The organism is Planctobacterium marinum (assembly GCF_036322805.1).
Lineage (GTDB): Bacteria > Pseudomonadota > Gammaproteobacteria > Enterobacterales > Alteromonadaceae > Planctobacterium > Planctobacterium marinum_A.
Genome location: NZ_AP027272.1, coordinates 4840124 through 4862668, shown reverse-complemented (window position 1 = coordinate 4862668; position 22545 = coordinate 4840124). Strand labels below are relative to the sequence as shown.

At 46.0% G+C, this 22545-nt stretch carries 25 protein-coding genes and 1 pseudogene; 16 read left to right on the top strand and 10 right to left on the bottom strand.

Features of this window, described 5'->3' with window-relative positions; translation table 11 throughout:
• Positions 1-7: 7 nt before the first annotated feature.
• The 12 genes from rsmG to AABA75_RS21285 all read left to right on the top strand — a co-directional run bounded on the left by rsmG (position 8) and on the right by AABA75_RS21285 (position 9540).
• Positions 8-646, top strand: coding sequence for a 16S rRNA (guanine(527)-N(7))-methyltransferase RsmG (gene rsmG / locus AABA75_RS21340; protein ID WP_338294761.1), 639 nt, complete (start codon positions 8-10; stop codon positions 644-646).
• 2 nt (positions 647-648) lie between these two features.
• Positions 649-1419, top strand: a complete 771-nt coding sequence (locus AABA75_RS21335) for a ParA family protein (RefSeq protein ID WP_338294760.1) — start codon at positions 649-651, stop codon at positions 1417-1419.
• 60 nt (positions 1420-1479) lie between these two features.
• Positions 1480-2370 (top strand): ParB/RepB/Spo0J family partition protein, encoded by an 891-nt coding sequence (locus AABA75_RS21330; protein ID WP_338294759.1) that lies wholly within the window; start codon positions 1480-1482, stop codon positions 2368-2370.
• A 143-nt stretch (positions 2371-2513) separates the two neighbouring features.
• Positions 2514-2909 (top strand): ATP synthase subunit I, encoded by a 396-nt coding sequence (locus AABA75_RS21325; protein WP_338294758.1) that lies wholly within the window; start codon positions 2514-2516, stop codon positions 2907-2909.
• A gap of 34 nt (positions 2910-2943) precedes the next feature.
• Positions 2944-3783, top strand: a complete 840-nt coding sequence (gene atpB / locus AABA75_RS21320; protein WP_338294757.1) for a F0F1 ATP synthase subunit A — start codon at positions 2944-2946, stop codon at positions 3781-3783.
• An 87-nt stretch (positions 3784-3870) separates the two neighbouring features.
• Positions 3871-4116 (top strand): F0F1 ATP synthase subunit C, encoded by a 246-nt coding sequence (gene atpE / locus AABA75_RS21315; protein ID WP_229530439.1) that lies wholly within the window; start codon positions 3871-3873, stop codon positions 4114-4116.
• A 40-nt stretch (positions 4117-4156) separates the two neighbouring features.
• Entirely contained in the window at positions 4157-4627 is a 471-nt protein-coding gene (gene atpF / locus AABA75_RS21310; protein ID WP_338294756.1) for a F0F1 ATP synthase subunit B, read from the top strand.
• Between the two features lie 13 nt (positions 4628-4640).
• Positions 4641-5174, top strand: a complete 534-nt coding sequence (gene atpH, locus AABA75_RS21305) for a F0F1 ATP synthase subunit delta (RefSeq protein ID WP_338294755.1) — start codon at positions 4641-4643, stop codon at positions 5172-5174.
• A gap of 14 nt (positions 5175-5188) precedes the next feature.
• Positions 5189-6730 (top strand): F0F1 ATP synthase subunit alpha, encoded by a 1542-nt coding sequence (atpA, locus tag AABA75_RS21300; protein ID WP_338294754.1) that lies wholly within the window; start codon positions 5189-5191, stop codon positions 6728-6730.
• A gap of 55 nt (positions 6731-6785) precedes the next feature.
• On the top strand, positions 6786-7646 hold the full coding sequence (atpG, locus tag AABA75_RS21295) for a F0F1 ATP synthase subunit gamma (protein WP_338294901.1): 861 nt from the start codon (positions 6786-6788) through the stop codon (positions 7644-7646).
• Between the two features lie 31 nt (positions 7647-7677).
• Positions 7678-9063 carry a F0F1 ATP synthase subunit beta gene (gene atpD, locus AABA75_RS21290; protein WP_338294753.1) on the top strand — a complete coding sequence of 462 codons (1386 nt, stop codon included), beginning with the start codon at positions 7678-7680 and terminating at the stop codon, positions 9061-9063.
• 60 nt (positions 9064-9123) lie between these two features.
• Positions 9124-9540, top strand: coding sequence for a F0F1 ATP synthase subunit epsilon (locus AABA75_RS21285; protein ID WP_338294752.1), 417 nt, complete (start codon positions 9124-9126; stop codon positions 9538-9540).
• Positions 9541-9847: 307 nt separating this feature from the next.
• Here the strand turns inward: AABA75_RS21285 and AABA75_RS21455 are convergent.
• From AABA75_RS21455 to AABA75_RS21260, 6 genes and pseudogenes are all read right to left on the bottom strand, one after another.
• Positions 9848-10036 (bottom strand): annotated as a pseudogene (locus AABA75_RS21455) (phytanoyl-CoA dioxygenase family protein); the annotation flags it as partial.
• Between the two features lie 15 nt (positions 10037-10051).
• Positions 10052-10414, bottom strand: a complete 363-nt coding sequence (locus AABA75_RS21280) for a hypothetical protein (RefSeq protein ID WP_338294751.1) — start codon at positions 10412-10414, stop codon at positions 10052-10054.
• 42 nt (positions 10415-10456) lie between these two features.
• Entirely contained in the window at positions 10457-11359 is a 903-nt protein-coding gene (locus tag AABA75_RS21275; RefSeq protein ID WP_338294900.1) for a phytanoyl-CoA dioxygenase family protein, read from the bottom strand.
• A gap of 70 nt (positions 11360-11429) precedes the next feature.
• Positions 11430-11570, bottom strand: coding sequence for a hypothetical protein (locus AABA75_RS21270; RefSeq protein WP_338294750.1), 141 nt, complete (start codon positions 11568-11570; stop codon positions 11430-11432).
• Positions 11548-11976 carry a hypothetical protein gene (locus tag AABA75_RS21265; RefSeq protein ID WP_338294749.1) on the bottom strand — a complete coding sequence of 143 codons (429 nt, stop codon included), beginning with the start codon at positions 11974-11976 and terminating at the stop codon, positions 11548-11550. Before AABA75_RS21265 ends, AABA75_RS21270 begins: the two co-directional genes overlap by 23 nt.
• Complete coding sequence (locus AABA75_RS21260) at positions 11976-12494, bottom strand: hypothetical protein (protein ID WP_338294748.1); 519 nt, start codon at positions 12492-12494, stop codon at positions 11976-11978. The genes AABA75_RS21265 and AABA75_RS21260 overlap by 1 nt, the downstream gene beginning before the upstream one ends.
• Positions 12495-12574: 80 nt before the next feature.
• Between AABA75_RS21260 and AABA75_RS21255 the strand changes: the two genes are divergently transcribed.
• The gene (locus tag AABA75_RS21255; protein WP_338294747.1) at positions 12575-13438 is read left to right on the top strand and encodes a helix-turn-helix domain-containing protein; all 864 of its coding nucleotides are present in this window, start codon (positions 12575-12577) and stop codon (positions 13436-13438) included.
• Between the two features lie 26 nt (positions 13439-13464).
• Here the strand turns inward: AABA75_RS21255 and AABA75_RS21250 are convergent, their stop codons facing one another.
• From AABA75_RS21250 to AABA75_RS21240, 3 genes are all read right to left on the bottom strand, one after another.
• Positions 13465-13821, bottom strand: a complete 357-nt coding sequence (locus AABA75_RS21250) for a DUF2750 domain-containing protein (protein ID WP_338294746.1) — start codon at positions 13819-13821, stop codon at positions 13465-13467.
• Between the two features lie 338 nt (positions 13822-14159).
• Positions 14160-14987, bottom strand: a complete 828-nt coding sequence (locus AABA75_RS21245) for a cyanophycinase (RefSeq protein ID WP_338294745.1) — start codon at positions 14985-14987, stop codon at positions 14160-14162.
• Between the two features lie 50 nt (positions 14988-15037).
• The gene (locus tag AABA75_RS21240; protein WP_338294744.1) at positions 15038-17008 is read right to left on the bottom strand and encodes an acetate--CoA ligase family protein; all 1971 of its coding nucleotides are present in this window, start codon (positions 17006-17008) and stop codon (positions 15038-15040) included.
• A gap of 321 nt (positions 17009-17329) precedes the next feature.
• Here AABA75_RS21240 and AABA75_RS21235 point away from each other — a divergent pair, with 321 nt between their 5' ends.
• Positions 17330-18595, top strand: a complete 1266-nt coding sequence (locus AABA75_RS21235; protein ID WP_338294743.1) for an ATP-grasp domain-containing protein — start codon at positions 17330-17332, stop codon at positions 18593-18595.
• Between the two features lie 55 nt (positions 18596-18650).
• Complete coding sequence (locus AABA75_RS21230) at positions 18651-19934, top strand: amidohydrolase (RefSeq protein WP_338294742.1); 1284 nt, start codon at positions 18651-18653, stop codon at positions 19932-19934.
• A 54-nt stretch (positions 19935-19988) separates the two neighbouring features.
• Here the strand turns inward: AABA75_RS21230 and yjdN are convergent, their stop codons facing one another.
• Positions 19989-20417, bottom strand: coding sequence for a VOC family metalloprotein YjdN (gene yjdN / locus AABA75_RS21225; protein ID WP_338294741.1), 429 nt, complete (start codon positions 20415-20417; stop codon positions 19989-19991).
• Positions 20418-20607: 190 nt separating this feature from the next.
• Between yjdN and AABA75_RS21220 the strand changes: the two genes are divergently transcribed.
• Complete coding sequence (locus AABA75_RS21220) at positions 20608-22485, top strand: DUF885 domain-containing protein (protein WP_338294740.1); 1878 nt, start codon at positions 20608-20610, stop codon at positions 22483-22485.
• The last annotated feature ends 60 nt before the right edge of the window (positions 22486-22545 follow it).

Below are 22545 nucleotides of genomic sequence, written 5' to 3'. Positions count from 1 at the left end.
CTTCCCCATGGAAAAAATAGCACTGGATTTTGACAATGCAGTGCAGAAACTCGGTGTGCCTGTTACTGCCCAGCAGAAACAAAAATTGCTGGATTTCCTGCAGTTGCTGCACAAGTGGAACAAAGCCTATAACCTCACCTCTGTTCGGGATCCGGAACAAATGCTCTATGTGCACATTCTGGATTCGATAGCAGTGGCGCCACTACTGAGTAAAAATACCTATATTGATGTCGGTACAGGTCCTGGATTACCCGGCATACCGCTGGCTATTATGTATCCAGATAAGCAATTTGTATTGCTGGACAGCTTGGGAAAACGCATTCGTTTTATCAAACAAGTTGCATATGAATTATCTCTCACTAATATAGAGCCTGTGCAATCCAGAGTTGAAGATTATCAACCTGAAACCGCATTTGATGGTGTGTTAAGCAGGGCTTTTGCTTCCATTTCGGATATGCTGTCCTGGTGCCAACACCTGACCGACGACAAAGGCGTGTTTTTAGCGCTGAAAGGTCAATACCCGGAACAAGAACTCGCTAATTTGCCTGATGGTTTTACAATGACCTCGGCAGATGAGTTAATTGTGCCCGGGCTGGATGCAGACCGTTATCTGATTACCGTGAAAAGAACACAAGTGGAAGGATAATTTTGGGAAAGGTAATAGCAATAGCTAATCAAAAAGGTGGTGTCGGAAAAACCACTACCGCGGTGAATGTCGCTGCATCAATGGCAGCCACAAAGCGCAAAGTACTTTTGATTGATCTTGACCCTCAAGGGAATGCCACGATGGGCAGTGGTGTGGACAAATACGAAGTGGAGTCCACCGCTTATGAGTTGTTGATCGAAGAAAAACCCATCCAGGAAGTGGTAGTTCAGGCCACGACTGGTAAGTATCATTTAATTGCTGCCAATGGCGACGTCACAGCTGCTGAAATTAAGCTCATGGAAGTATTTGCCCGCGAATTGCGTTTGCGCAATGCCATTCAGCCGGTACGGGACCAGTACGATTTTATCTTCATCGATTGTCCGCCTTCCCTCAGTCAGCTTACGGTCAATGCCATGGCTGCCGCGGATTCTGTGCTCGTTCCAATGCAATGTGAATACTACGCGCTGGAAGGTTTAACCGCACTTTTGGATACCATTCAAAAACTCGCCTCAGTAGTGAATCCAGAGCTAAAAATCGAAGGCGTACTGCGCACCATGTACGATCCGAGAAATCGCCTGGCCAATGATGTGTCCGAGCAACTCAAACGTCATTTTGGCGAACAGGTATACCGCACCGTGATACCACGCAACGTGCGCTTAGCTGAAGCGCCGAGTTTTGGTGCACCGGCCATGTATTACGAAAAATCGTCTACCGGAGCTAAAGCTTATCTGGCGCTGGCGGGGGAAATTCTACGTCGTGGTAAAAAAACTTAACTATTTCGATAAAAACTGATTACCTGTCAGGTAATTGCGAGCTTTTTCAAAGAGAGTACTATGTCAGCGAAAAAACGAGGATTAGGACGAGGCTTAGATGCCCTGTTGGCCACCAGTCAGACTCAGCGCGAAGTCAAAATTGACGAGGTACCCGAAACCGAACAGGCCAAAGGTGAGTTGCAAAAGTTACCTGTAGAGTTTTTGCAGCCCGGTCGCTACCAACCACGTAAAGACATGTCTCCGGAAGCCTTGGAAGAACTGGCTTCTTCCATCCGCTCACAAGGTATCATTCAACCTATCGTTGTTCGCCAAGTTGCTGATAACAAATACGAAATTATCGCGGGTGAACGTCGCTGGCGTGCTGCACAATTGGCTGAGTTGGACGTGGTACCTTGTCTGGTTAAAGACGTACCTGACGAAGTGGCAGTTGCCATCGCCCTGATTGAAAATATTCAGCGGGAAGACTTAAACGCCATGGAAGAAGCCCAAGCACTAGAGCGTTTGATTCTGGAATTTGAGTTAACTCATCAGGAAGTGGCTGAGGCTGTGGGTAAGTCTCGTACCACTGTAACGAATCTTTTACGTTTGAATAATTTGAACGACGATGTCAAAACTTTGCTGGAACATGGCGATATCGAAATGGGTCATGCTCGGGCCTTGCTCACCTTAGAGGGCGACAAGCAAAGTGAAGCGGCACAAACCGTAGCGAATAAAGGCTTAACGGTAAGAGATACGGAATCTTTGGTGCGCAAAATTATGCAGCCCAAGCCAGAGAAAGCCAAGCCTGAAGAGGATCCTGATGTAAAAAGCCTGGAAAACCGGTTGGGAGAAAACTTGGGAACGACAGTGGCTATTTCACATAATGCTAAGGGCAAAGGCAAGTTGGTGATTAACTTTGCCAACCTTGAGCAATTGGATGGAATTCTGGCTCATATTGAAAAGAATTCATAAAAAATACACCACATTCCGTCGTCATGCTGATAATGTAACCGGATCTTTCAGACATAACGCGGTTTGGCTTGAAAACTGGTTTTAAAGCAGTATACTTTTCGCGCTTTAAGTTTCTGTGTGACCCTATGAGGAACTCTTAGCTTATGGATTTGGCCAAAGCCGGTAAAAGGTTAGCCAAACAGATGCTAGTCTTGCAATTTGCGATAGTCATGACGGCAGGTGTACTATTTTACCTGTTGAGTGATCTCTCCTCCGCAATTTCCGTAGTCACAGGTGGAACCCTGAGCGTATTAACTAATGCTGTTTTTTCGTTTTATGTGTTCCGTTTTTCCGGTGCCAGTAAAACCAAAGAAATCGTAAACAGCATGAAGAAAGGGAACAAGTATAAATTGTTGCTGGTGTTGGTAGCTTTCATGGTGATTTACCAACTGCCCTTTCTGGACAAAGCGATAGTGATTTTAGGATTTTGCAGCATGTTGCTGCTGCAATATCCGATACTGATTATTTTGCATCGTGTGAACAAAGCACACGTTGCCTGAAACGTTTTTTAAACTTTGACAATTAGGATAGAAAATGGCTGCATCTGGCGGTGAACTGACAGGTTCACAATATATTTTGCACCACTTGACCAATGCAAAGATGTGTTCGACCGACGCGGGTCTGGCATTCAACAAAGCATGTGCTGATAGTGGTTTTTGGGTTTGGCATATCGATACCTTGGCTTGGTCTATCGCCTTGGGTATTTTGTTTTTAGCTGTTTTCAGAAGCGCGGCTAAAAAAGCTGATACTGGCGTACCCGGTAAATTTCAGTGTTTCATCGAGATGATCATTGAGTTTGTTAACGACACAGTGAACAGTACCTTTCACGGCAAAAATGCGGTAATTGCCCCTCTGGCATTGACCATCTTTGTTTGGGTACTGCTGATGAACATCATGGATATCATTCCTATCGACTGGTTGCCCTACACGGCTGGATTGATTGGTCAGTACGGTTTCGGTATGGATCCTCATGACGTTTACATGAAGGTGGTGCCTACCACTGACTTGAACCTGACCTTCGCGTTGTCATTGGGCGTGTTTGTTCTGATGATTTACTACTCATTTAAGATCAAAGGGTTTGGCTTTGTTAAAGAACTGTCTATGAACCCTTTCAATCACTGGGCGTTTATCCCGGTAAACCTGGTACTGGAGCTGGTAACTCTGTTTGCTAAGCCTCTGTCACTGGCGCTGCGTTTATTCGGTAACCTGTATGCAGCAGAATTGATCTTCATCTTGATTGCAATGGTGGGCTTGTTCCAGTTGCCACTGCACTTCATTTGGGCGACATTCCACATTCTGGTTATCCCACTACAAGCATTCATTTTCATGATGCTGAGTATTGTGTACCTGAGCATGGCGCACGAGAAACACTAGATTCAACGGCAGCGCAAATTCCACAGGGTTGCGCTGCTGAAGATTTTAAAACTTAAACTTAAACTTTAACTAAAAGGTAAATTAAACATGGAAATCTTAGGTAATTTGTACATTGCTGTTGGCATCCTGATCGGTCTTTGCGCCCTGGGTCCAGCTATCGGTTTCGGTATTTTGGGTGGTAAGTTCCTTGAGTCTTCTGCTCGTCAGCCTGAACTGGCTCCAGCTTTGCAAACTCGTATGTTCATCGTTGCAGGTCTTATCGATGCGATCGCGATGATCGGTGTAGCTATTGCACTTTACATTCTGTTCGTTGAAGGTCCGAAATTCGTATAAACAAACGACTTAGATTTTAACGAACAGAGGAGATGGGGTTGTGAATATCAACGCTACTCTACTTGGACAATCAATTGCTTTCGTGGTGTTCGTACTTTTCTGTATGAAATATGTATGGCCACACCTGTTAGGGGCAATTGAAGAGCGCCAAAAGAAAATTGCTGATGGTCTTGCCGCGTCTGATCGCGCTGAAAAAGACCTCGAATTAGCTCAGAAAAAAGCAACTGAGCAATTAAAAGAAGCAAAAGCACAGGCGGCTGACATTATTGAACAAGCGAAAAAGCGTGCTACGCAGATCGTAGATGAGGAAACTCAACGCGGTCACGACGAGCGTGCCAAAATCATTGATCAAGGTAAAGCCGAAGTCGAAGCTGAACGTAATCGTGTTAAAGAAGAACTTCGCAAACAGGTTGCAACTCTGGCAGTTGTGGGCGCGGAGCGTATCTTAGCTCGTGAAATTGATTCAGCAGCACACAGTGACATTGTTGAAAAACTTGTCACCGAGCTATAAGGGAGACTGAGCTATGTCTGAATTGACAACCGTTGCTCGTCCCTATGCGAATGCTGCATTTGATTACGCAGTAGAAAAGCAAGCCGTAAACAACTGGCTTGAAATGCTGCATTTTGCTGCTGAAGTTGCAAAAAATGAATCGGTAAAAGAAATCCTAAGCGGTTCTACCGCGGCGGATACGCTAGCTGATTTGTTTATCAACCTTTGCGGTGAACAATTGAATGAGAATGGTCAAAACTTTATAAAGGTTTTGGCTGAAAACAAGCGCTTACAGGCCTTACCTGAGATTTTAGTGCTGTTTACTGAGTTGAAAGCGGAATACGAGAAAGAAATCGATGTTGATGTTACATCAGCAACTGACCTTTCTGACGCGCAACAGCAGGAAATCAGCCAATCTTTGGAAAAACGCCTTGCACGAAAAGTTAAGCTGAATTGTAACGTGGATCCTGAATTGATCGCTGGCTTTGTAATCCAGGCAGGCGACATGGTTATCGACGGCTCCATTAAGAGTAAACTCAACCGTCTTACGGACGCGTTACAAGCATAACGAGGAAAAAGGGCATGCAACTTAATTCCACTGAAATTGCAGAACTGATCAAAAAACGTATTGAGCAGTTTGAAGTAGTAAGTGAAGCTCGCAACGAAGGTACCATTGTTAGTGTTACTGACGGTATCATTCGTGTACACGGTCTTGCAGACGTAATGCAAGGCGAGATGATTGAGCTTCCTGGCAATCGCTACGCGATTGCTTTGAACCTGGAACGTGACTCTGTTGGTGCAGTTGTCATGGGTCCATACGCAGACTTAAAAGAAGGCACTAAAGTAAACTCCACTGGTCGTATCCTTGAAGTACCAGTAGGTCGTGCACTTTTAGGCCGTGTTGTTAACACTTTGGGTGAGCCTATCGATGGTAAAGGTTCTATCGACGCAGAAGGTTTCGAACCTGTTGAGAAAATCGCACCTGGTGTTATCGACCGTCAATCAGTAGACCAGCCTGTACAAACAGGTTACAAGTCTGTTGACTCTATGATTCCAATCGGTCGTGGCCAGCGTGAGTTGGTTATCGGTGACCGTCAGACTGGTAAAACAGCATTAGCTGTTGATGCCATCATTAACCAGAAAGGTACCGGCATTAAGTGTATCTACGTTGCAGTAGGCCAAAAGGCTTCTACTATCGCTAACGTAGTGCGTAAGCTGGAAGAGCACGGCGCAATGGATCACACCATTGTTGTTGCGGCATCTGCATCAGAATCTGCAGCACTGCAATACCTTGCTCCATACTCTGGTTGTACTATGGGTGAATTCTTCCGTGACCGCGGTGAAGATGCGCTGATCATCTATGATGATTTGTCTAAGCAAGCTGTTGCTTATCGTCAAATCTCTTTGTTGCTGCGTCGTCCACCAGGTCGTGAAGCTTACCCGGGTGACGTTTTCTATTTGCACTCCCGTTTGCTAGAGCGTGCTGCACGCGTAAACCCTGTTTACGTAGAGCGCTACACTAACGGTGAAGTAAAAGGCAAAACTGGTTCACTAACTGCGTTACCTATCATTGAAACGCAAGCAGGTGACGTATCTGCCTTCGTACCTACCAACGTAATCTCCATCACAGATGGTCAGATCTTCCTTGAAACTAACCTGTTTAACGCCGGTATTCGTCCTGCTGTTAACGCCGGTATCTCGGTTTCTCGTGTTGGTGGTGCAGCTCAGTCTAAAATCATCAAGAAGTTGGGCGGTGGTATCCGTTTGGCGTTGGCTCAGTATCGTGAATTGGCGGCATTCTCGCAGTTCGCGTCTGACCTTGATGAAGCTACACGTGCTCAGCTTGAGCATGGTGAGCGCGTTACCGAGCTGATGAAGCAGAAGCAGTATGCGCCTCTATCCATCGCTGATATGGGTGTATCTCTGTTCGCCGTAGAAAAAGGCTTTTTGAAAGACATCGAATTGAACAAGATTCTGGATTTCGAAGCGGCTTTGCATTCTTACATGAACAGCGAGCATTCTGAGCTGATGAACAACATCAACGCTTCTGGTGATTACAATAAAGACATTGAAGGTGCTCTGGCAGCTGCCATTGAGAAATTCAAGTCAACACAAACGTGGTGATAAACCCGAAGGAATGAAGCGCGAGCGTCATTCCTTGTAATCACAGGAGAGTATGATGGCAAACGGTAAAGAGATAAAAGGCAAAATCGGCAGCATCAAGAATACGCAAAAAATCACCAGTGCAATGGAGATGGTAGCGGCTTCAAAGATGAAAAAAGCGCAAGATCGCATGCTTGCCAGTCGTCCTTATGCAACAAGTATGCGTAAGGTTATCGGCCACATTGCTCATGGTAACCTGGAATACAAACATCCTTATTTGGAAGAGCGTGACGTTAAACGCGTTGGTTTTATCGTAATTTCTACCGACCGTGGTTTGTGCGGTGGATTGAATACCAACGAATTTAAAGTCGTATCCAAAGAAGTTAAAGAATGGCAAGACAAGGGCGTCGAAGTAGACTTCGCCGCACTGGGCTCAAAGGCCTGCGCTTTCTTTAATCGATTCGGTGGCAACGTCTTAGCTGCTGAGTCTGGTTTAGGTGAAGCGCCTTCTGCCAAAGATGTTATAGGTTTGGTTCAGGTGATGTTGGAACAATTCAACGAGGGTAAACTGGATAAGATTTTCCTGGTTAACAATCGTTTTGAAAACACCATGTCACAAGTACCTGAAGTTGAGCAATTGCTGCCTTTGCCAAAATCTGATGAAGATGATTTAACACATCGCTGGGATTATATTTACGAGCCTGATCCAAAACCTATTTTGGATACATTGTTGGTTCGTTACATTGAATCTCAGGTATATCAGGGCGTTGTAGAAAATGCAGCATCAGAACAAGCTGCGCGTATGGTAGCCATGAAAGCGGCTACGGATAACGCTGGTAATCTTATTGATGAATTACAACTGATATACAACAAAGCACGTCAAGCCGCGATCACACAAGAAATCAGTGAGATTGTTGGTGGTGCTGCTGCGGTGTAGGCAAAGGTTAATAAATTAACGGAGACTAAATATGAGTCTGGGTAAAGTCGTCCAAATTATCGGTGCTGTTGTGGATATTGAATTTCCACAAGACGCAGTACCAGCAGTGTACGACGCACTTAAAATCACAGCTGGTGATCTTGAAGGGTTAACCCTTGAAGTTCAGCAACAGTTGGGTGGCGGTGTTGTACGTGCTATTGCATTGGGTACTACTGACGGTCTGCGTCGTGGTATCGAAGTACAAAATACAAATAATCCAATTCAGGTTCCAGTAGGTACAGCTACACTTGGCCGTATCATGGACGTTTTGGGTAATCCAATTGATGAAGCAGGTCCTATCGGTGAAGAAGAGCGTATGTCTATTCACCGTGAAGCGCCTTCTTACGAAGACCAGTCTAGCTCAGTAGAGCTGTTAGAAACGGGTATCAAGGTAATCGACCTGGTATGTCCTTTCGCTAAGGGTGGTAAAGTTGGTCTGTTCGGTGGTGCCGGTGTTGGTAAAACCGTAAACATGATGGAATTGATCCGTAACATCGCTATCGAACACAGTGGTTATTCTGTATTCGCCGGGGTTGGTGAGCGTACTCGTGAGGGTAACGACTTCTATCACGAAATGAACGAATCTAACGTACTAGATAAAGTATCGTTGGTATACGGTCAGATGAACGAGCCACCGGGTAACCGTTTGCGCGTAGCATTGACCGGTTTGACCATGGCGGAAAAATTCCGTGACGAAGGTCGTGACGTTCTGTTCTTCGTAGATAACATCTATCGTTACACACTTGCTGGTACTGAGGTATCTGCACTTCTGGGTCGTATGCCATCAGCGGTAGGTTATCAGCCTACTCTTGCTGAAGAAATGGGTGTACTGCAGGAGCGTATCGCTTCTACTAAGACTGGTTCAATCACGTCAATCCAGGCGGTATATGTACCTGCCGATGACTTGACTGACCCGTCACCAGCCACCACCTTTGCTCACTTGGATGCAACGGTAGTATTGTCGCGTGATATCGCTTCTTTGGGTATCTACCCTGCGGTTGACCCACTTGACTCTACTTCACGTCAGCTTGATCCACTGGTAATCGGTGTTGAGCATTACGAAACTGCACGTGGCGTACAGACTGTTTTACAGCGCTATAAAGAGCTGAAAGACATTATCGCTATCTTGGGTATGGACGAACTATCTGATGAAGACAAGCAAGTGGTATCACGTGCTCGTAAGATTCAGCGTTTCTTATCTCAGCCTTTCTTCGTAGCAGAAGTATTTACCGGTTCACCTGGTAAGTATGTATCTTTGAAAGATACTATCGCAGGATTCAAAGGAATTCTTGCTGGTGAATACGATAGCCTTCCAGAGCAAGCCTTCTACATGGTTGGCTCAATCGAAGAAGCTGTAGAAAAAGCGAAGAACATGTAATTGGTCGGGCGTATTGAGTCATCAATGCGCCTGGTTCCGGGTCCACCTTAGGAGGGGGATATGGCAGCTATGACAACACATCTGGATGTAGTAAGTGCCGAGCAGAGCTTGTTCTCTGGTCGCGTAGAGCACATTCAGGTGACAGGTAGTGAAGGTGAATTGGGTATCCACCCAGGGCACGCTCCATTGCTGACAACCTTACAGCCCGGCATGGTTCGTTTAGTGAAGCAACATGGCGAAGAAGCACACATTTATATCAACGGTGGCGTACTGGAAATCCAACCAGGTACGGTAACTGTTCTGGCTGATGTGGCTGTCCGCGGTGAAGAGCTTGACGAACAATCAGCCCTGGAAGCTAAGCGTCGTGCTGAAGAGCACATTGCTAATCCAGGCACTGACTTTGACTATGCCGAAGCGGCACATGAATTGGCACAAGCTATCGCGCAATTGCGAGTCATTCGCTCCATGCGCAAGTAAGTTGATTCTCAGAATGAAAAAACCCGGCATAAGCCGGGTTTTTTGTTTTAAGGATAAACTTCTCGCTTCACTGGGGGAAACGCCCAATTAGAGGGGGTAGGATTTTCCCTTTTAGCATATAACTGTTGGTAGAACTCTGAGGGCAATTCTTCAATATGGGAGTCATCTGCACTATTTGAATCGTTGGTTTTTTTGCCTTGGCATGCAGCAGAACCATCCAACACTCTCTCAAATTTACCCAGTTTTCGCTTTGTGAACCCGTGGCCAGTATTTCGCTTGCTAGTCGAAACACGATATAAATGGTGCGTCAGGAACCCGAGCTGACTTTAAGTGTTGAGCCATGCAGTGTCACCACATCGTGAAACAGCACATCCCCTACATTAACGGGCACTTGTTGGCACTGAGGAATATTCCAACCGTGTTGAGCTGCTAGCTGATGAACATCTTGTTTGTGTTTATGGGAGCCTGGTAGATAGCACAGACAGCCATCATCTTCATCAGTGTCATCCTACTAAACGCTCATGGCAAAACAAGGCACTGAGCCATTGTGAATAGAGCCTTGATGCCATGGAACTGCGGAAGCGTCATAAGAACTCTTATAAAGAATATCAACCCCAAGCGGGATAACATCATTACCTGCAAGCGCGAGTATTGACCTGTAAACCACGGGCGAACTCAATAGCTCATTGACTATTGCTGAATGACTACGGTAAATGTGATCAATTCTAAATACCACTGAGGGGAACTCAATGCTATCCAGTGACACTTGTGGCATATCCAACTCTGCTGATTGCTCTAAAGCAGCAGTCTCCATGGCTTTGGCCATGTTATCCTCGCGGGCCAACAAAGTAGAAAGAATGGCTTTTTTAACCACACAGTAAACTTCATTTTGATACTTTTTTTAAGACACATACATCTACCACTCCAGCATATCATCTGGAACCGGATAATTTTTTGACTCTACCGGAAAAATTCCCCACACAGCGGGTTGAGGTGGTTCCCTTCGCTCTAATATTTCGTTAATCAATTGCTGTGGTTCTGGCGCATCAGGATAATCTTCCAGCCATAGTTGTGGCCAAATTGCGGCGGCATCTTTTTGCAGGACCAAACTCATCCATTGTTTTCTGAGTTCTGCCCAATGTTCAGATTGTGATTTTGATTCAACAATAGATTGCCACGGTCGCAACTCAATGTAGATTGTTCTTCTTACACCCGGAGAGCGTTTCGGTTGCGAGCCGTGTAATATCATCATATCTTGTACCAGCATATCTCCCGCTTTCGCTGGTTGTTCAATTACCCCTGGTATTTCCCAACCATGTTCTTTAGACAAGGCGTCAATGTCTTGAAGTTCGTGTTGCGTTCCGGGTAAATAACGCAAACAGCCATCACCCGCTGGAGCATCATCAAGGTAAATTCCTACGTTGAGATACGGGTAGTGACGACTGTGTTGAGCGCCTTGATGCCATTTGATAACCGGGTGTGGGTGTTGTTGTTTGAAAAGAACGTCCATTTGTACTGGTACACTGCCTCTACCGCACAAGCTTTTCGACATCTCTAAAACTGCGGGTAGGGCCAGGGTTTCCAATATCAAATCTGGATCTTGTGCAAATATGTCGTCAAAGCGCATAAGACGTGGCCCTGGCTTATCCTCTACAACGACAGCACCGTGCAAATGGCTTTGTTCTTTATGGCTCTTTACCGCTTTGCATTCCAACTCCTCGGATAGAGTTCGCCACCTTTGCAATAGATCCTCTGATAGCACGTTTTCTATTAAACAATAGCCATCTTCCTGAAATTGTTTTATTTGCTTTTCTTCCATCACACCGAACTGACTTGTCTTTAACTGTGAAAATCAGTGTAGCCAGGTGAAAGAAAATACTCAAATGGCGCTACATTTGACGAGATGCAATAATCCGATATACCTCTTTCCAGTCTGTGTCGGTTTTTATCTCCAGTTTCCAGTGAAAGCGATTAGCTTGAATATCGTAAAAGGTAATTTTGGACTCGTTACCGGAAAAAGTGCCGCGCATTACAATCTCGTTGTTTATCATATTGGCCGTGAAGGTATTCAGCTGCTGTCCTTTTTTTAGACATCCAAGCCAGCTCCCAATGATTCTCTTTCGGATTAAAGATACGGATATTGGTGCCGAATTGACGTTCACTATCTGGTATATCTTGGTTTAATGCTGGCGCAATCCAGTCGTCCTGAATGGCGTGGCCATCAAATATGGTGTACCAATGCCAGTCGGCGCCTTGGCCTTTTTGCCACCTGCCATCTGCTGTGAGATTAAAATCGGTGATTGCCCATTGGCCCAGCAAGGGTTCAAATTGTTGGGTTTCTTTTGGGGCATTGGGGTTTATTTTATCAATGTCATTGATGTCAGCTTTTGCTGAAACGACCCCACAAAGAAATAAACAAAAAATGAGCGAGCGCATTACATGGCCGTTGTACTGGATTTTCGCTTGTAGAAGCCCAGAAACGCATCCTGCCAGGTTTTTCCACTATCTCTGCTCACTTGCCAGTGTTGCTTTACCTGACCGTCTTCTAAGGGCGTATAGCTAATCCTGTGAGTTACTGGTTTGCCATCCCGGCCTAAGCGTTCTCCTTCTAACACCATAACCTCATTTTGTAAGGTGCCATCAAGATATAAAATACCGCCGTTGGCATCTATCCAGGTTTGATGCCACTGTTTGGTTTGGCGGTCGTAAAGATTAAAACTCTTGCCGCTACTACCTTTGGCACCTCGCCAGTTTTCCTGCAGGGTACAGTCATTCAATAACAACTCAATGGTATTGTGACCTTGCAGATTACCGTCTTTATCGGAAACCACCCAATCACCCACCCAAAAATCAAACTGTCGGTGGGGTTCTGATTGGCAATCAGGCGGGCTATTTTGGGCACATGCGGTCAAACTCAATGTGCTTAACAAAAACAAACAGAGAAGGGCTTTCATAACTCGTATTACCTGTTTTTCCTCAGTACCTGCTATCTTAGTGGGCAGGACAGATAAAAACTTTCAAATTCTTGCTCAAAATGCCTGAATCAGCCCATTGCTCGCAATACAGTCAACTGTACCTGAATCACGCCAAGGTCAGGGTAGGGCGTTTTTCCTGTCCTGCATCTAGTGATGATTTTGCCAGTGCCGGTGCTATTACCTTACCCACCTTGGTGTTCCCTGCAACGCCAACTTACATCTGCAAAAGCAGTGGTGGTCGCTTTTTATCGGATGCCAGCAAAATCAATATCTACGATGGTAGTAGCAGTTACGAACGCCAGGTGTGCGACCCCCGGGGTGATCACTGCCATTGGCTGGAGTTAGATAGCGAGGTGTTTTTCAATGCTATAGAAGCGCATCCACTGAAGCACTTTAGAATATCGGACAAAGAAATCAGGTTGGATCAACTACTGAGCAATCCGGGCGTTAATTTGATGTTTTACCGAATGCTGCAGAACCTGAAGGCTCAACAAATTTCTGCCGAAGCAGGCTTTGAGCAAATCCTCATTTTGCTGGCAGTTCTGTTTAACAATGCCGTGCCGGATAAGCAAACAGCTCAAAAAGTAAATAAGCGCAAGCGTTGGCGAGCTTTGGCGGAAGCAGCCCAGGTAGCAATTGCAAGACAACCAGAAAAAAATCAAAGCATCAGTGAGCTAGCCAACGTATTGCATACTTCTGAATTTCATCTGTGTCGGGTGTTTAAAAACATTATGGGGATAAGTGTGCATCAATATCGCAAGCTGCTACGCATTAACTTGGGCATTGAACAGTTAGCGAAAGAAACCTCTATTACCGAGATTGCCATGTCTCTGGGGTTTGCCTCACCTGCCCATTTCAGCGATGTCATTAAAAAAGGGCTCGGAATGAGCCCTCGGCAAATCAGAAAGCAACTGCTGGTTTAGTTGCTACACAGCAATAGATAAGAGTCTTATTTTAGACGCTCGGCCAGTTCCCACGGTTCAACAACTACACCTTCATCGTTGCTATCGGGCATAACCAGAATTGATACTTCATCTTCTTCAAGGCCCGGGATCCAGTCTTTTAGCCATTTATCGATTGTGATTGGCATGGGTTTACAATGATCCCAGTCATCAGTGCACCACAACTGCGCCATGGCTTCATCGGGCCAGATACCGATACAATCTTCCTGTTCACTGTTAAACATCACCGCACCTACATCATCGGCTAGGATCCAGATTTGCTGGTGTTGTTTCACCTGATTGATCAGGTAGTTATAACGCTGCTCCGCAGGCTGGTTCAGCAGGTCTTGAATGTTTTTGTCCATGGTATTAATTCAATATCAGAGTTGATTGTAAGCCAGTATAACAATAAACCTGCAGCAGGGTGACATTCCCATGTGACTAATCAATACGCTCCAGCAGTTCTTTAATCCAATTAGAATTTTATATCCGAGGGGGAATTAGAGAAATCCGGGATGGCGGAGGATTCCAACGGGGGAAGGTTTCCCTTTAGGCGCTGCCGGCGCCCCGGCAATTGTTTTGTCCAGCTGGTCTTTTATTGCTCCCTGCTACAAAGACATTCACACCATCCATGGTGTTTAAGCGGAACCTACAGAAGTGGTAAAATCTGAATGTAGGCTCGACTTTAGTCGGGCGGGCTTGTTTAAGAAGCCGCAATAATCTTCTTGCGTTTCGAAGGTTTGATTTGCGCCCATTTGCTCATATCAAAGCGGGAGCCGTGCACCAGGAAAGACATGGCCACATTATCCATATCGATGAGCTCGTCTTCTTTGATGTTGTGGAAGTTGGAGTAACGCATTTTGTCGGCGTTGAACATCACAACGATGCCGGAACCAAACACTTCCAGTTTGTCATCTGGGGTAATGAAGGCGGCGGTGTCTTCACCTACCCCGATGCCGCGTTTGCTGTAACCCGATGCCAGAAAGGCACAAATACGCGGGATACGGCCGCGCTCCATAAAGTGAGTGTCGACTGTGGTACTGGCGGTGATACCAAAACCCGGCTCGAAAAATACCGCACCTTTTTGGAAGTCTTTGCCGTCACCTTCGTAAATCAGCGGGTCGCTCATTACCATGGCGCCAGCGCTGGTACCTGCCAGGTGCAAGCCCGATAAGAAGTGACGGTTTTTGATGATCTTTAATAATTCTGTATGTAAGAACACATGGGCCAGTTTTACCTGGTCGCCACCAGTAAAGAAGATCAGATCGGCCTCTTTGGCGATTTCCAGAAAACGCTCGTTTTCGGTATCGCGGCGTTCTTTAATATCCAGAATTTCGATTTTTTCTACACCCAGGCGACGAAAGGTGTCTTTGTATTCATCGCCCAGTTCGTAGCCATACATGGAGGCGGTAGGTACCACAGCCACATAACGGGCTTTGGTTTTGTCTACCAGATTTCGAAGCACGCCACTGTTGCTGTTTCTATCTTCTGCGCCTCCGATTAGGGTTAAAGTACCTTTGTTATTATGCATTACATTAAACACCAATTTTTCTACCTATACTGCTAAGGATCTGGCGGTCCTTAAAGGGTTGCCGGTTGTAAGATGATTTTTTTGCCAAAGTGGGCTTTGATTTCGTGTAGTACCAGGGAAAAGAATTCATCCTCGAATTCTACCTGCATGGCTTCAGGCTCAGCATCGCCGCGGCGAATTTCTACATCGTTGCCTTTACGGATCATCACTATGGCGCCGGGTTCCATATCTTCTGCCAGAATCATTTCTGTCTCGTTGGGATCTTCGAGCACCAATAAATCTGAACTATTGTAATACATTCCTTCCGTTTCGTAGACCGCTAATGGCATTTCTGCCAGCAACATTTCTACTCTGGGATTTCTCAGCACGTTGCGCATGTTGGCGTTGTAATCAGGGTTCACTGGAAACTCGTGTTTTTTCAGAAACATACCGTCAGTACACACGCCTGCCGGGTAACGACAGATATCGTGGTGCATGATGTAATCGATAATGCGCTTCATGCCAGGTTTGCTGAGTTTATTGAAGGTCAGGATAGGAATACGGGCATCCAGGCTTTCATCAAAGAAGGTTTCGATGATGCGAGTAGGCACATCGATGGAGCGACCGTAGGCGGGTTTTAAGTGCATATAAATGCCCGGTGCCGCGTTGATCTCGATGATACCGAAGTTGGCGCGTTTTTGCCCTTTTACTGGTTTCCAGTCGTTGGCGATATCATCGGTGATCACATCCAGGGCGAATACCGTGAGCTTAAAGTGCTGCGCTATAGCACGACTCATGGCAATGATTTCCGGGTGCACGATATCTGTCACGTCTTCACTCACGCCGCCCAACGACAGGTTGGCCACTTTGCGCAGATGGACTTTTTCGCCCCGCTCTAATACTGAGTCACGGGTTAGGCCTGCATCACTTAAGGTATTATCCATCACATCATCTGTCAGGATTTTACCCAGCGGTGAGGTGGCGGTATCGGCGCGGATTTCTTTGCCGTTTTCGATATTAATTAGCTCCATGATGGTGGACTCACCATCGCCAATCACATAGGCCGCTTCCCGTTTAAGGGCGGCCACAAATTCGCCATCTACGCATAAAATACGATGGTCGTTGCCGGTAACGAAGGTTTCTACAATAATGGATTGTGGTTCGCCTTCTGGTACCGCGGCAACGGCATTAATAAAGGCTTTGCGCAGCTGATCTTCGTTTTCAATATTGGCCGTAACGCCAATACCTTTGTGACCCACTACCGGTTTACACACCACCGGGTAACCAATATCTTCGGCAACTTCAATGGCTTCTTCTAGTTCATATACCACTTCGCCTTCGGGTACCGGGAAGCCGTATTCCGCCAGAAAGGCTTTGCAATCGTCTTTGCGACAGGTGAAGTCAGAGTCGACGTGGCTGTCTACATCAAATGTAGTAGCGATACCGCGGATCATGCTTTTGCCATAACCGTATTGAAACAGGCCTTCGTCCCATAAATAGGTGACGGGGACGTGTTTTTTGGCGGCGGCTTTAAGCAGGCTGTAGGAAGTAGGGCCACCAAATACCGAACGATTGAAGGACTCCTGCAATTCCGCAAATTGGGCATCGTAATCAAATTCGTTGTTATCCGGGTCGCAGATATATTCAAACCAATCCCAGACAAAATAGACAACTTTCCAGGACGTGGTTTTGTGGATCACCTGAAAGGCGATACGAGCACCGTGTTCTTTTTCCTGTACTTCCCATTTGTCCATGTGCAGGTTGAGATCCAGGCGGTTAACCACAGACACAGTATGACCAAATAACTGTGCGTAGTTTTCACACTCTACCTTGGCCAGTTCTGGTAAACGCTCTGCCACCGCCGAATGGATGTCGTTCAATGGAGCAGGTTTAGGGTGTCCGGTAAAGGCAAAATCAAAAGCCAGTGCTTCGCAGGACAAATCCGGGTTGGGCCCGACATAGTGACGTAAATTGAATACATCAAATGCATCTGAGTCTTTTGCATTTGTTCGAGAAGTTTGTTCTGCCACGAAGTCAGTCATGAGGTTGTCCTATAGCGTGTTGGCTGAGTATTGGATTGAGCAAATATGAACCTGTCTGGTTCAAGCTATCAAATGTCTTTAAGCATAGCAATAAAGCAAAAATTACCAATTTTCTGCGCTTAAATAGCCATTCATAAGCCGTGAAATCTTATGCGCAAATCATTGCAATTCAGTGATATGAGAGCGATTTTGGGGAAATTGTTGAATAACTATGCATTCGAAATAATTTAGCCATAAAAACCCCCTAGTCTGGTGGCAATCGTTTTTTCCTGAACTAGGCTAAAAAAGGAGTAGCGCACATTGTCTTATACAGAGGGTTTCATGAGCATCGAGCAGGACTTTAAGCTTTTTTCGGGTAATTCCTTTTCTGAGTTATTCGCCAATGATATTCAGGATGGCAAATACGGCTATTACGTGTCTTATCCCAGTACCGCAGGCTGGAGTCATTTCCCTAATAATCAAAAGTACCTTATCCAGGATGGTAACTCTGAAGAGAGCAAAGTCCCCTACAATAAAACGGCACAAATGGAGCCCTGGCGGGTTTTGTCGGTGATGGGGGATGATATACCCGCAATTTTGATGGAAAAGCCCTCCGATCCCCTTTTAACTTATTGGCGGGAGCATTTTGGTTTTAAGTACGACAATCTGGATGTTTATCCTCACCAAAACATATTTAACGAACTGAACGAGTCAGATAAATACGATAAGATCCTGTCGTTGTTTCCTTTTGATCACCTCAAAAAAGAAAAGCACGCTATCGACCCCGATGAACACTATCGCTTGTTGAGCAAGGTAACACTGGCTGAGATGGGGGTGCATTATCCCAAATTTACTCACTACGATTTAACTCAGGTGGATATCAGTCAGGTGAAAGTGCCCGATGAATATCCGTTTTTGGTGAAGGTGTCTCATGGCCTGGCGGGTGAGGGCACCTACATTATTCGCAACCAGGAAGACCTGGATTTCTGCTCCATTGATATCCGTCAGTATATTAAAGCGGGCCTGGTGCGCACGGTATTGGTATCGGAATTTGTACTCAACGAAGTGGGTAACTACTGTGTCCAGTTTTATGTGGATCGCGAGGGCAAAGCCACACTATTAGGCGCGACTAATCAAATGGTCACCGAAGATGGAGAGATGATCGGTGGTGTGATCCGTTATAGCGATACGATGGAAAAGTTTCAACATAAGATCGCCGTACTCAGTCGATTCCTGCACAAACACGGTTATTTCGGCGTCGTAGGTGTAGATGTACTGGAAAACGCCGAAGGTGAAATGTTTGTGATTGATGCCAATATCCGCATTAATGGTTCTACGCCTTTGTGTGTTTTGCGCCGCAACTTACAGCAAGAAAAGAAAGAGTACGCCAAGTTTTCCACTGGCTATTCGGTGGATTGTAGTCTGGATGAGGCCATGGTGCGTTTACATCGGGATCTGGAGCATAAGGACTTTGTGATTGTGTCTGCCAATGAGTATATCGAAGATAAAAAATTGAAGACGCATATCTACGGCATCATCGCTGGTGAAACCCTGGATCAGATGTTTGCCATTGAAAATCGGTTGAGAATGTTGGGGGTACACGGGTAGTATCGGGGCTCAATGCAATGCGAAGCGAAACTATTCCAACCCAACAGGAACGATAATGATAAGAAAACTCACACTGGCGCTTAGCGCTATCTTTGCGGTTCATGCCACGGCAGATATCGCCATTCAGGCGGAAAAATTAGAGCCAAAAACGGTTGAATGGCGTCGTCATTTCCATCAAAACCCGGAGTTATCCAACCGCGAGTTTGAAACGGCAAAGTATATTGCTAGTTATATGCGGGAACTAGGCTTTGAAGTACAAACTGGTGTCGCAATTACTGGTGTTGTCGCTGTGTTAGATAGTGGTAAGCCCGGTCCGGTAGTTGGGCTTCGAGCCGATATGGATGCCCTGCCGGTACAGGAAGTTAACGATTTACCCTGGAAGTCCACCGCCCGTGGTGAGTACAACGGCAACGATGTGCCAGTAAGCCATGCTTGTGGGCACGATACCCACATGGCCATGTTGATGGGCGCAGCAACATTATTGGCGCAAAACAAAGATAAATTAAAAGGCAAAGTGAAGTTTATCTTTCAGCCTGCTGAAGAAGGTGCACCTGCCGGTGAGCGCGGTGGTGCTGAAGTGATGGTGGAAGAAGGTGTGCTGAAAAATCCTGATGTGGATGTGATTTTTGGTTTGCACATCTGGGCAGGCTTGGAAGTGGATACCGTGGCGTATCGCGCGGGCGGCATCATGGCCGCGGTAGATCCCTTCAAAGTGGTGGTTAAAGGTAAACAGGCACACGGTGCTTATCCCTGGATGAGTGTTGATCCAGTAGTGACTTCGGCCCAAATTATTATGGGCCTGCAAACTATTGTCAGCCGCGAACTGGAGTTAGTGGAAGATGGCGCTGTTGTCACTGTGGGTAAAATCCAGGGCGGGGTTCGTTCTAACATCATTCCCAATGAAGTGGAAATGGTGGGTACCATTCGCACCTTAAACGATGCGGCGCGAGAGCATATTTATGAGTCGTTACCGCGTAAAGTGAAAGCCATTGCCGAAAGCATGGGTGCCACCGCAGAAGTCACGCTACCACTGGATTATAACTATCCGGTTACTTATAACGATCCTGAGTTGATGGGCGACATGCTGGATACCCTGGTGCGAACGGCAGGTAAAGATAATGTGATTAGCCGCAAACCTACAACTGGTGCGGAAGATTTCTCTTTCTTCCAGAAAGAAATTCCCGGCCTGTATTTGTTTGTGGGTGGCAAACCCAAAGACGTACCAGACAGCGAAGCCCCTGCTCACCATACACCAGAGTTTTATGTGGATGATGAAGGTATGAATCTAGGGGTTAAATTACTGACGAACCTAACCATGGATTATATGAACAAGCATTAATCTTTGGAGCGTCCGACGGAATACGGAAGTGTTCAGTCGGACGCGGTATCAAATTTAAGATTCATCGCTTGCTTCGACATTCACCATCCAGCTCAAACCAAACTTGTCCTCTAACATACCAAACGCCTTAGCCCAAAAGGTTTCTGCCAGTGGCATGATTACTTTTCCATCTTCTGCCAGGGCGGAAAACAGACTGCTTCCTTGCTCTATCGAGTCTGCGGCAATAGACAATGAAAATCCGCTGAAATTAACAGGGCCTTGTTCTGGGCTATCCGACATCATAATTTTTGAATCACCAATTTGAATTTCAGCGTGCATGATTTTCTGGCCCATATCTTCCGGCATCTGGCAGTCTTCATTACCTTCAGCCGGCATATCTTCAAATCGCATCAACATAACGAGTTCGGCGTTAAGTGTTTTTTGATAATACTCGATGGCTTCTTCGCAACGACCATTAAAGATTAAGTAGTTAACTAAATGCATAATTTTTCATCCGGGTTAATTCAAAAAAAGATCAAGAAAAAATTTAGCCGTAACAACGAAAAATGCAATTATTGCTGATGATTTGGTAATACCGAGAGATGGTACAAATGTAATAAAGTGTGACATTACCTGACAAAGTGACAGCCATGGTTAATGCTAAAAGGGACATCATCAGCTTGATACTAGTATTATGAATCTACTGCGCAGACCATTTATTTTGGGTTCAGCCTTGGTATTTATCGGGATTAGTTTGCTTGCCAGTTGCGGCGGCGGTTCTTCCGGTACAACAAATAATACGCCCGGTACACCCTCAACACCCACCACGCCTACTAATCCCACTGCTCCAACTCCGCCTGAGCCAGGCATCGCAGCCAGCGAGTTTGCAGATTTGATTCAGGATATGGACTTGAACGATATTCTGGATATGGCATGGCCAGTGCTTTCACTGAGGGATCCAGAAAGCGTTTTGGGATTGGGCCTGGCAGAACAGTATCAGCTAGATACGTTAGCTCTGACTCCTATTGATTTTCCCTATCAGGTGACCACCATTGCCATGTGGCAGGCACTTTATGAGCGATTGCAGCTAATCGACAGAGCCAGTTTAGATACAGCACAACAAGTTAATTACGATAGCCTTTTGTGGCTTGCACAGCGCAATGCTGAAATGCGGGGTTTTATCTACTTTGACTATCAGGCCACTTATTTTCTCACTGGCGTTCCCAGCGGTACTCAGTTGTTTTTCTCCGATTTGCACCCCTTGCAGACAGAATCCGATGTACAGGATTATCTGACGCGACTGACCTTCGTAGATGATAAGTTCACACAGCTCATCAATAACTTACAGGAAATGGAAGCCTACGGGGTTATTGAGCCGCAGTTTACATTAGATGTCTCTATTAATGTGCACAGTAATGCCGTCAGCAATATTGATGCTTCAGCTTACTTTGCCAACTTCAGCAGTAAACTGGATGACATCAGCAGTTTAACCGATACCCAAAAAGCGAGCTTTCGCGATACCGCAAGAGCCACAATAAGAGATGAGATTGTGCCTGCTTACAACCAGCTTGTAAGTTTTCTGCAAGCACAACGCAATCGCGCACCCCAACAGATTGGTGTAGGACAGTTTCCCGGTGGTGAGGCTTATTATCAGCAACGCTTGCGTTATCACACCACTACGAATTTAACGGCCTTGGAAATTCACGAGCTGGGATTGCAGGAAATCGCCCGAATTCACAGCGAATTGCGCGAGCGGTTTGACCAATTAGGTTATTCGGCGGGTGAGTCCTTACAGCAACTATTTAGCCGCGTAGCCAATGACGGCGGTTTTATTGCCACAGGTCAGATCATCAGTACTTATGAGCGGCTTATCAGTGATGCTGAAGATAGAATGATGCCACTGTTTAACCGATTTCCGGTGCAACAAGTGAGAGTGGTAGGTGGACCAACGGGCGGCTTTTATGTCAGAGGTTCTTTAGATGGCTCGCGAGATGGGGCTTTTTTTGCGCAGAATGTCAGCCCGGAGGCTTACTTTATTATGCCCACCTTGGCTTATCACGAGGCGATGCCCGGACATCACATGCAAATAGCGTTAGCACAGGAAACGGCATTACCTGATTTTCGCCGGAATTATCCGGCAACGGGCTATATCGAAGGCTGGGGATTATATGCAGAACGTTTGGCGGGTGATTACAACTGGTATGCCAATGATATCTATGGTGATATTGGCCGACTTAACTTTGAAGCCTTAAGAGCGGCGCGATTGGTGGTGGACACCGGCATTCACGCCTTTGGCTGGAGTCAATCAAGAGCCGTTTCCTGGTTTGAAGAAAACGTCGGGGTAAGTAACAACAGTGCTTTGGGTAATATTGCCAGATATAGCATCTACACCGGGCAGGCTACCGCCTATATGACGGGCATGCTGAAAATACTGGAATTGCGCGAGCGGATGCGGGAGGCGCAAGGAGACAATTTTGATATCCGGGACTTCCATGATCTGGTACTGGATAACGGTGCATTACCGTTGACTGTGTTGGAAGCGCAAATAGACCTTGCGATCGCCAATGATTGAAACATGGTGAGCTTTCCTTAATCAATCACAGGCAAAGCTCAACAGGTTCTTACAGATCAG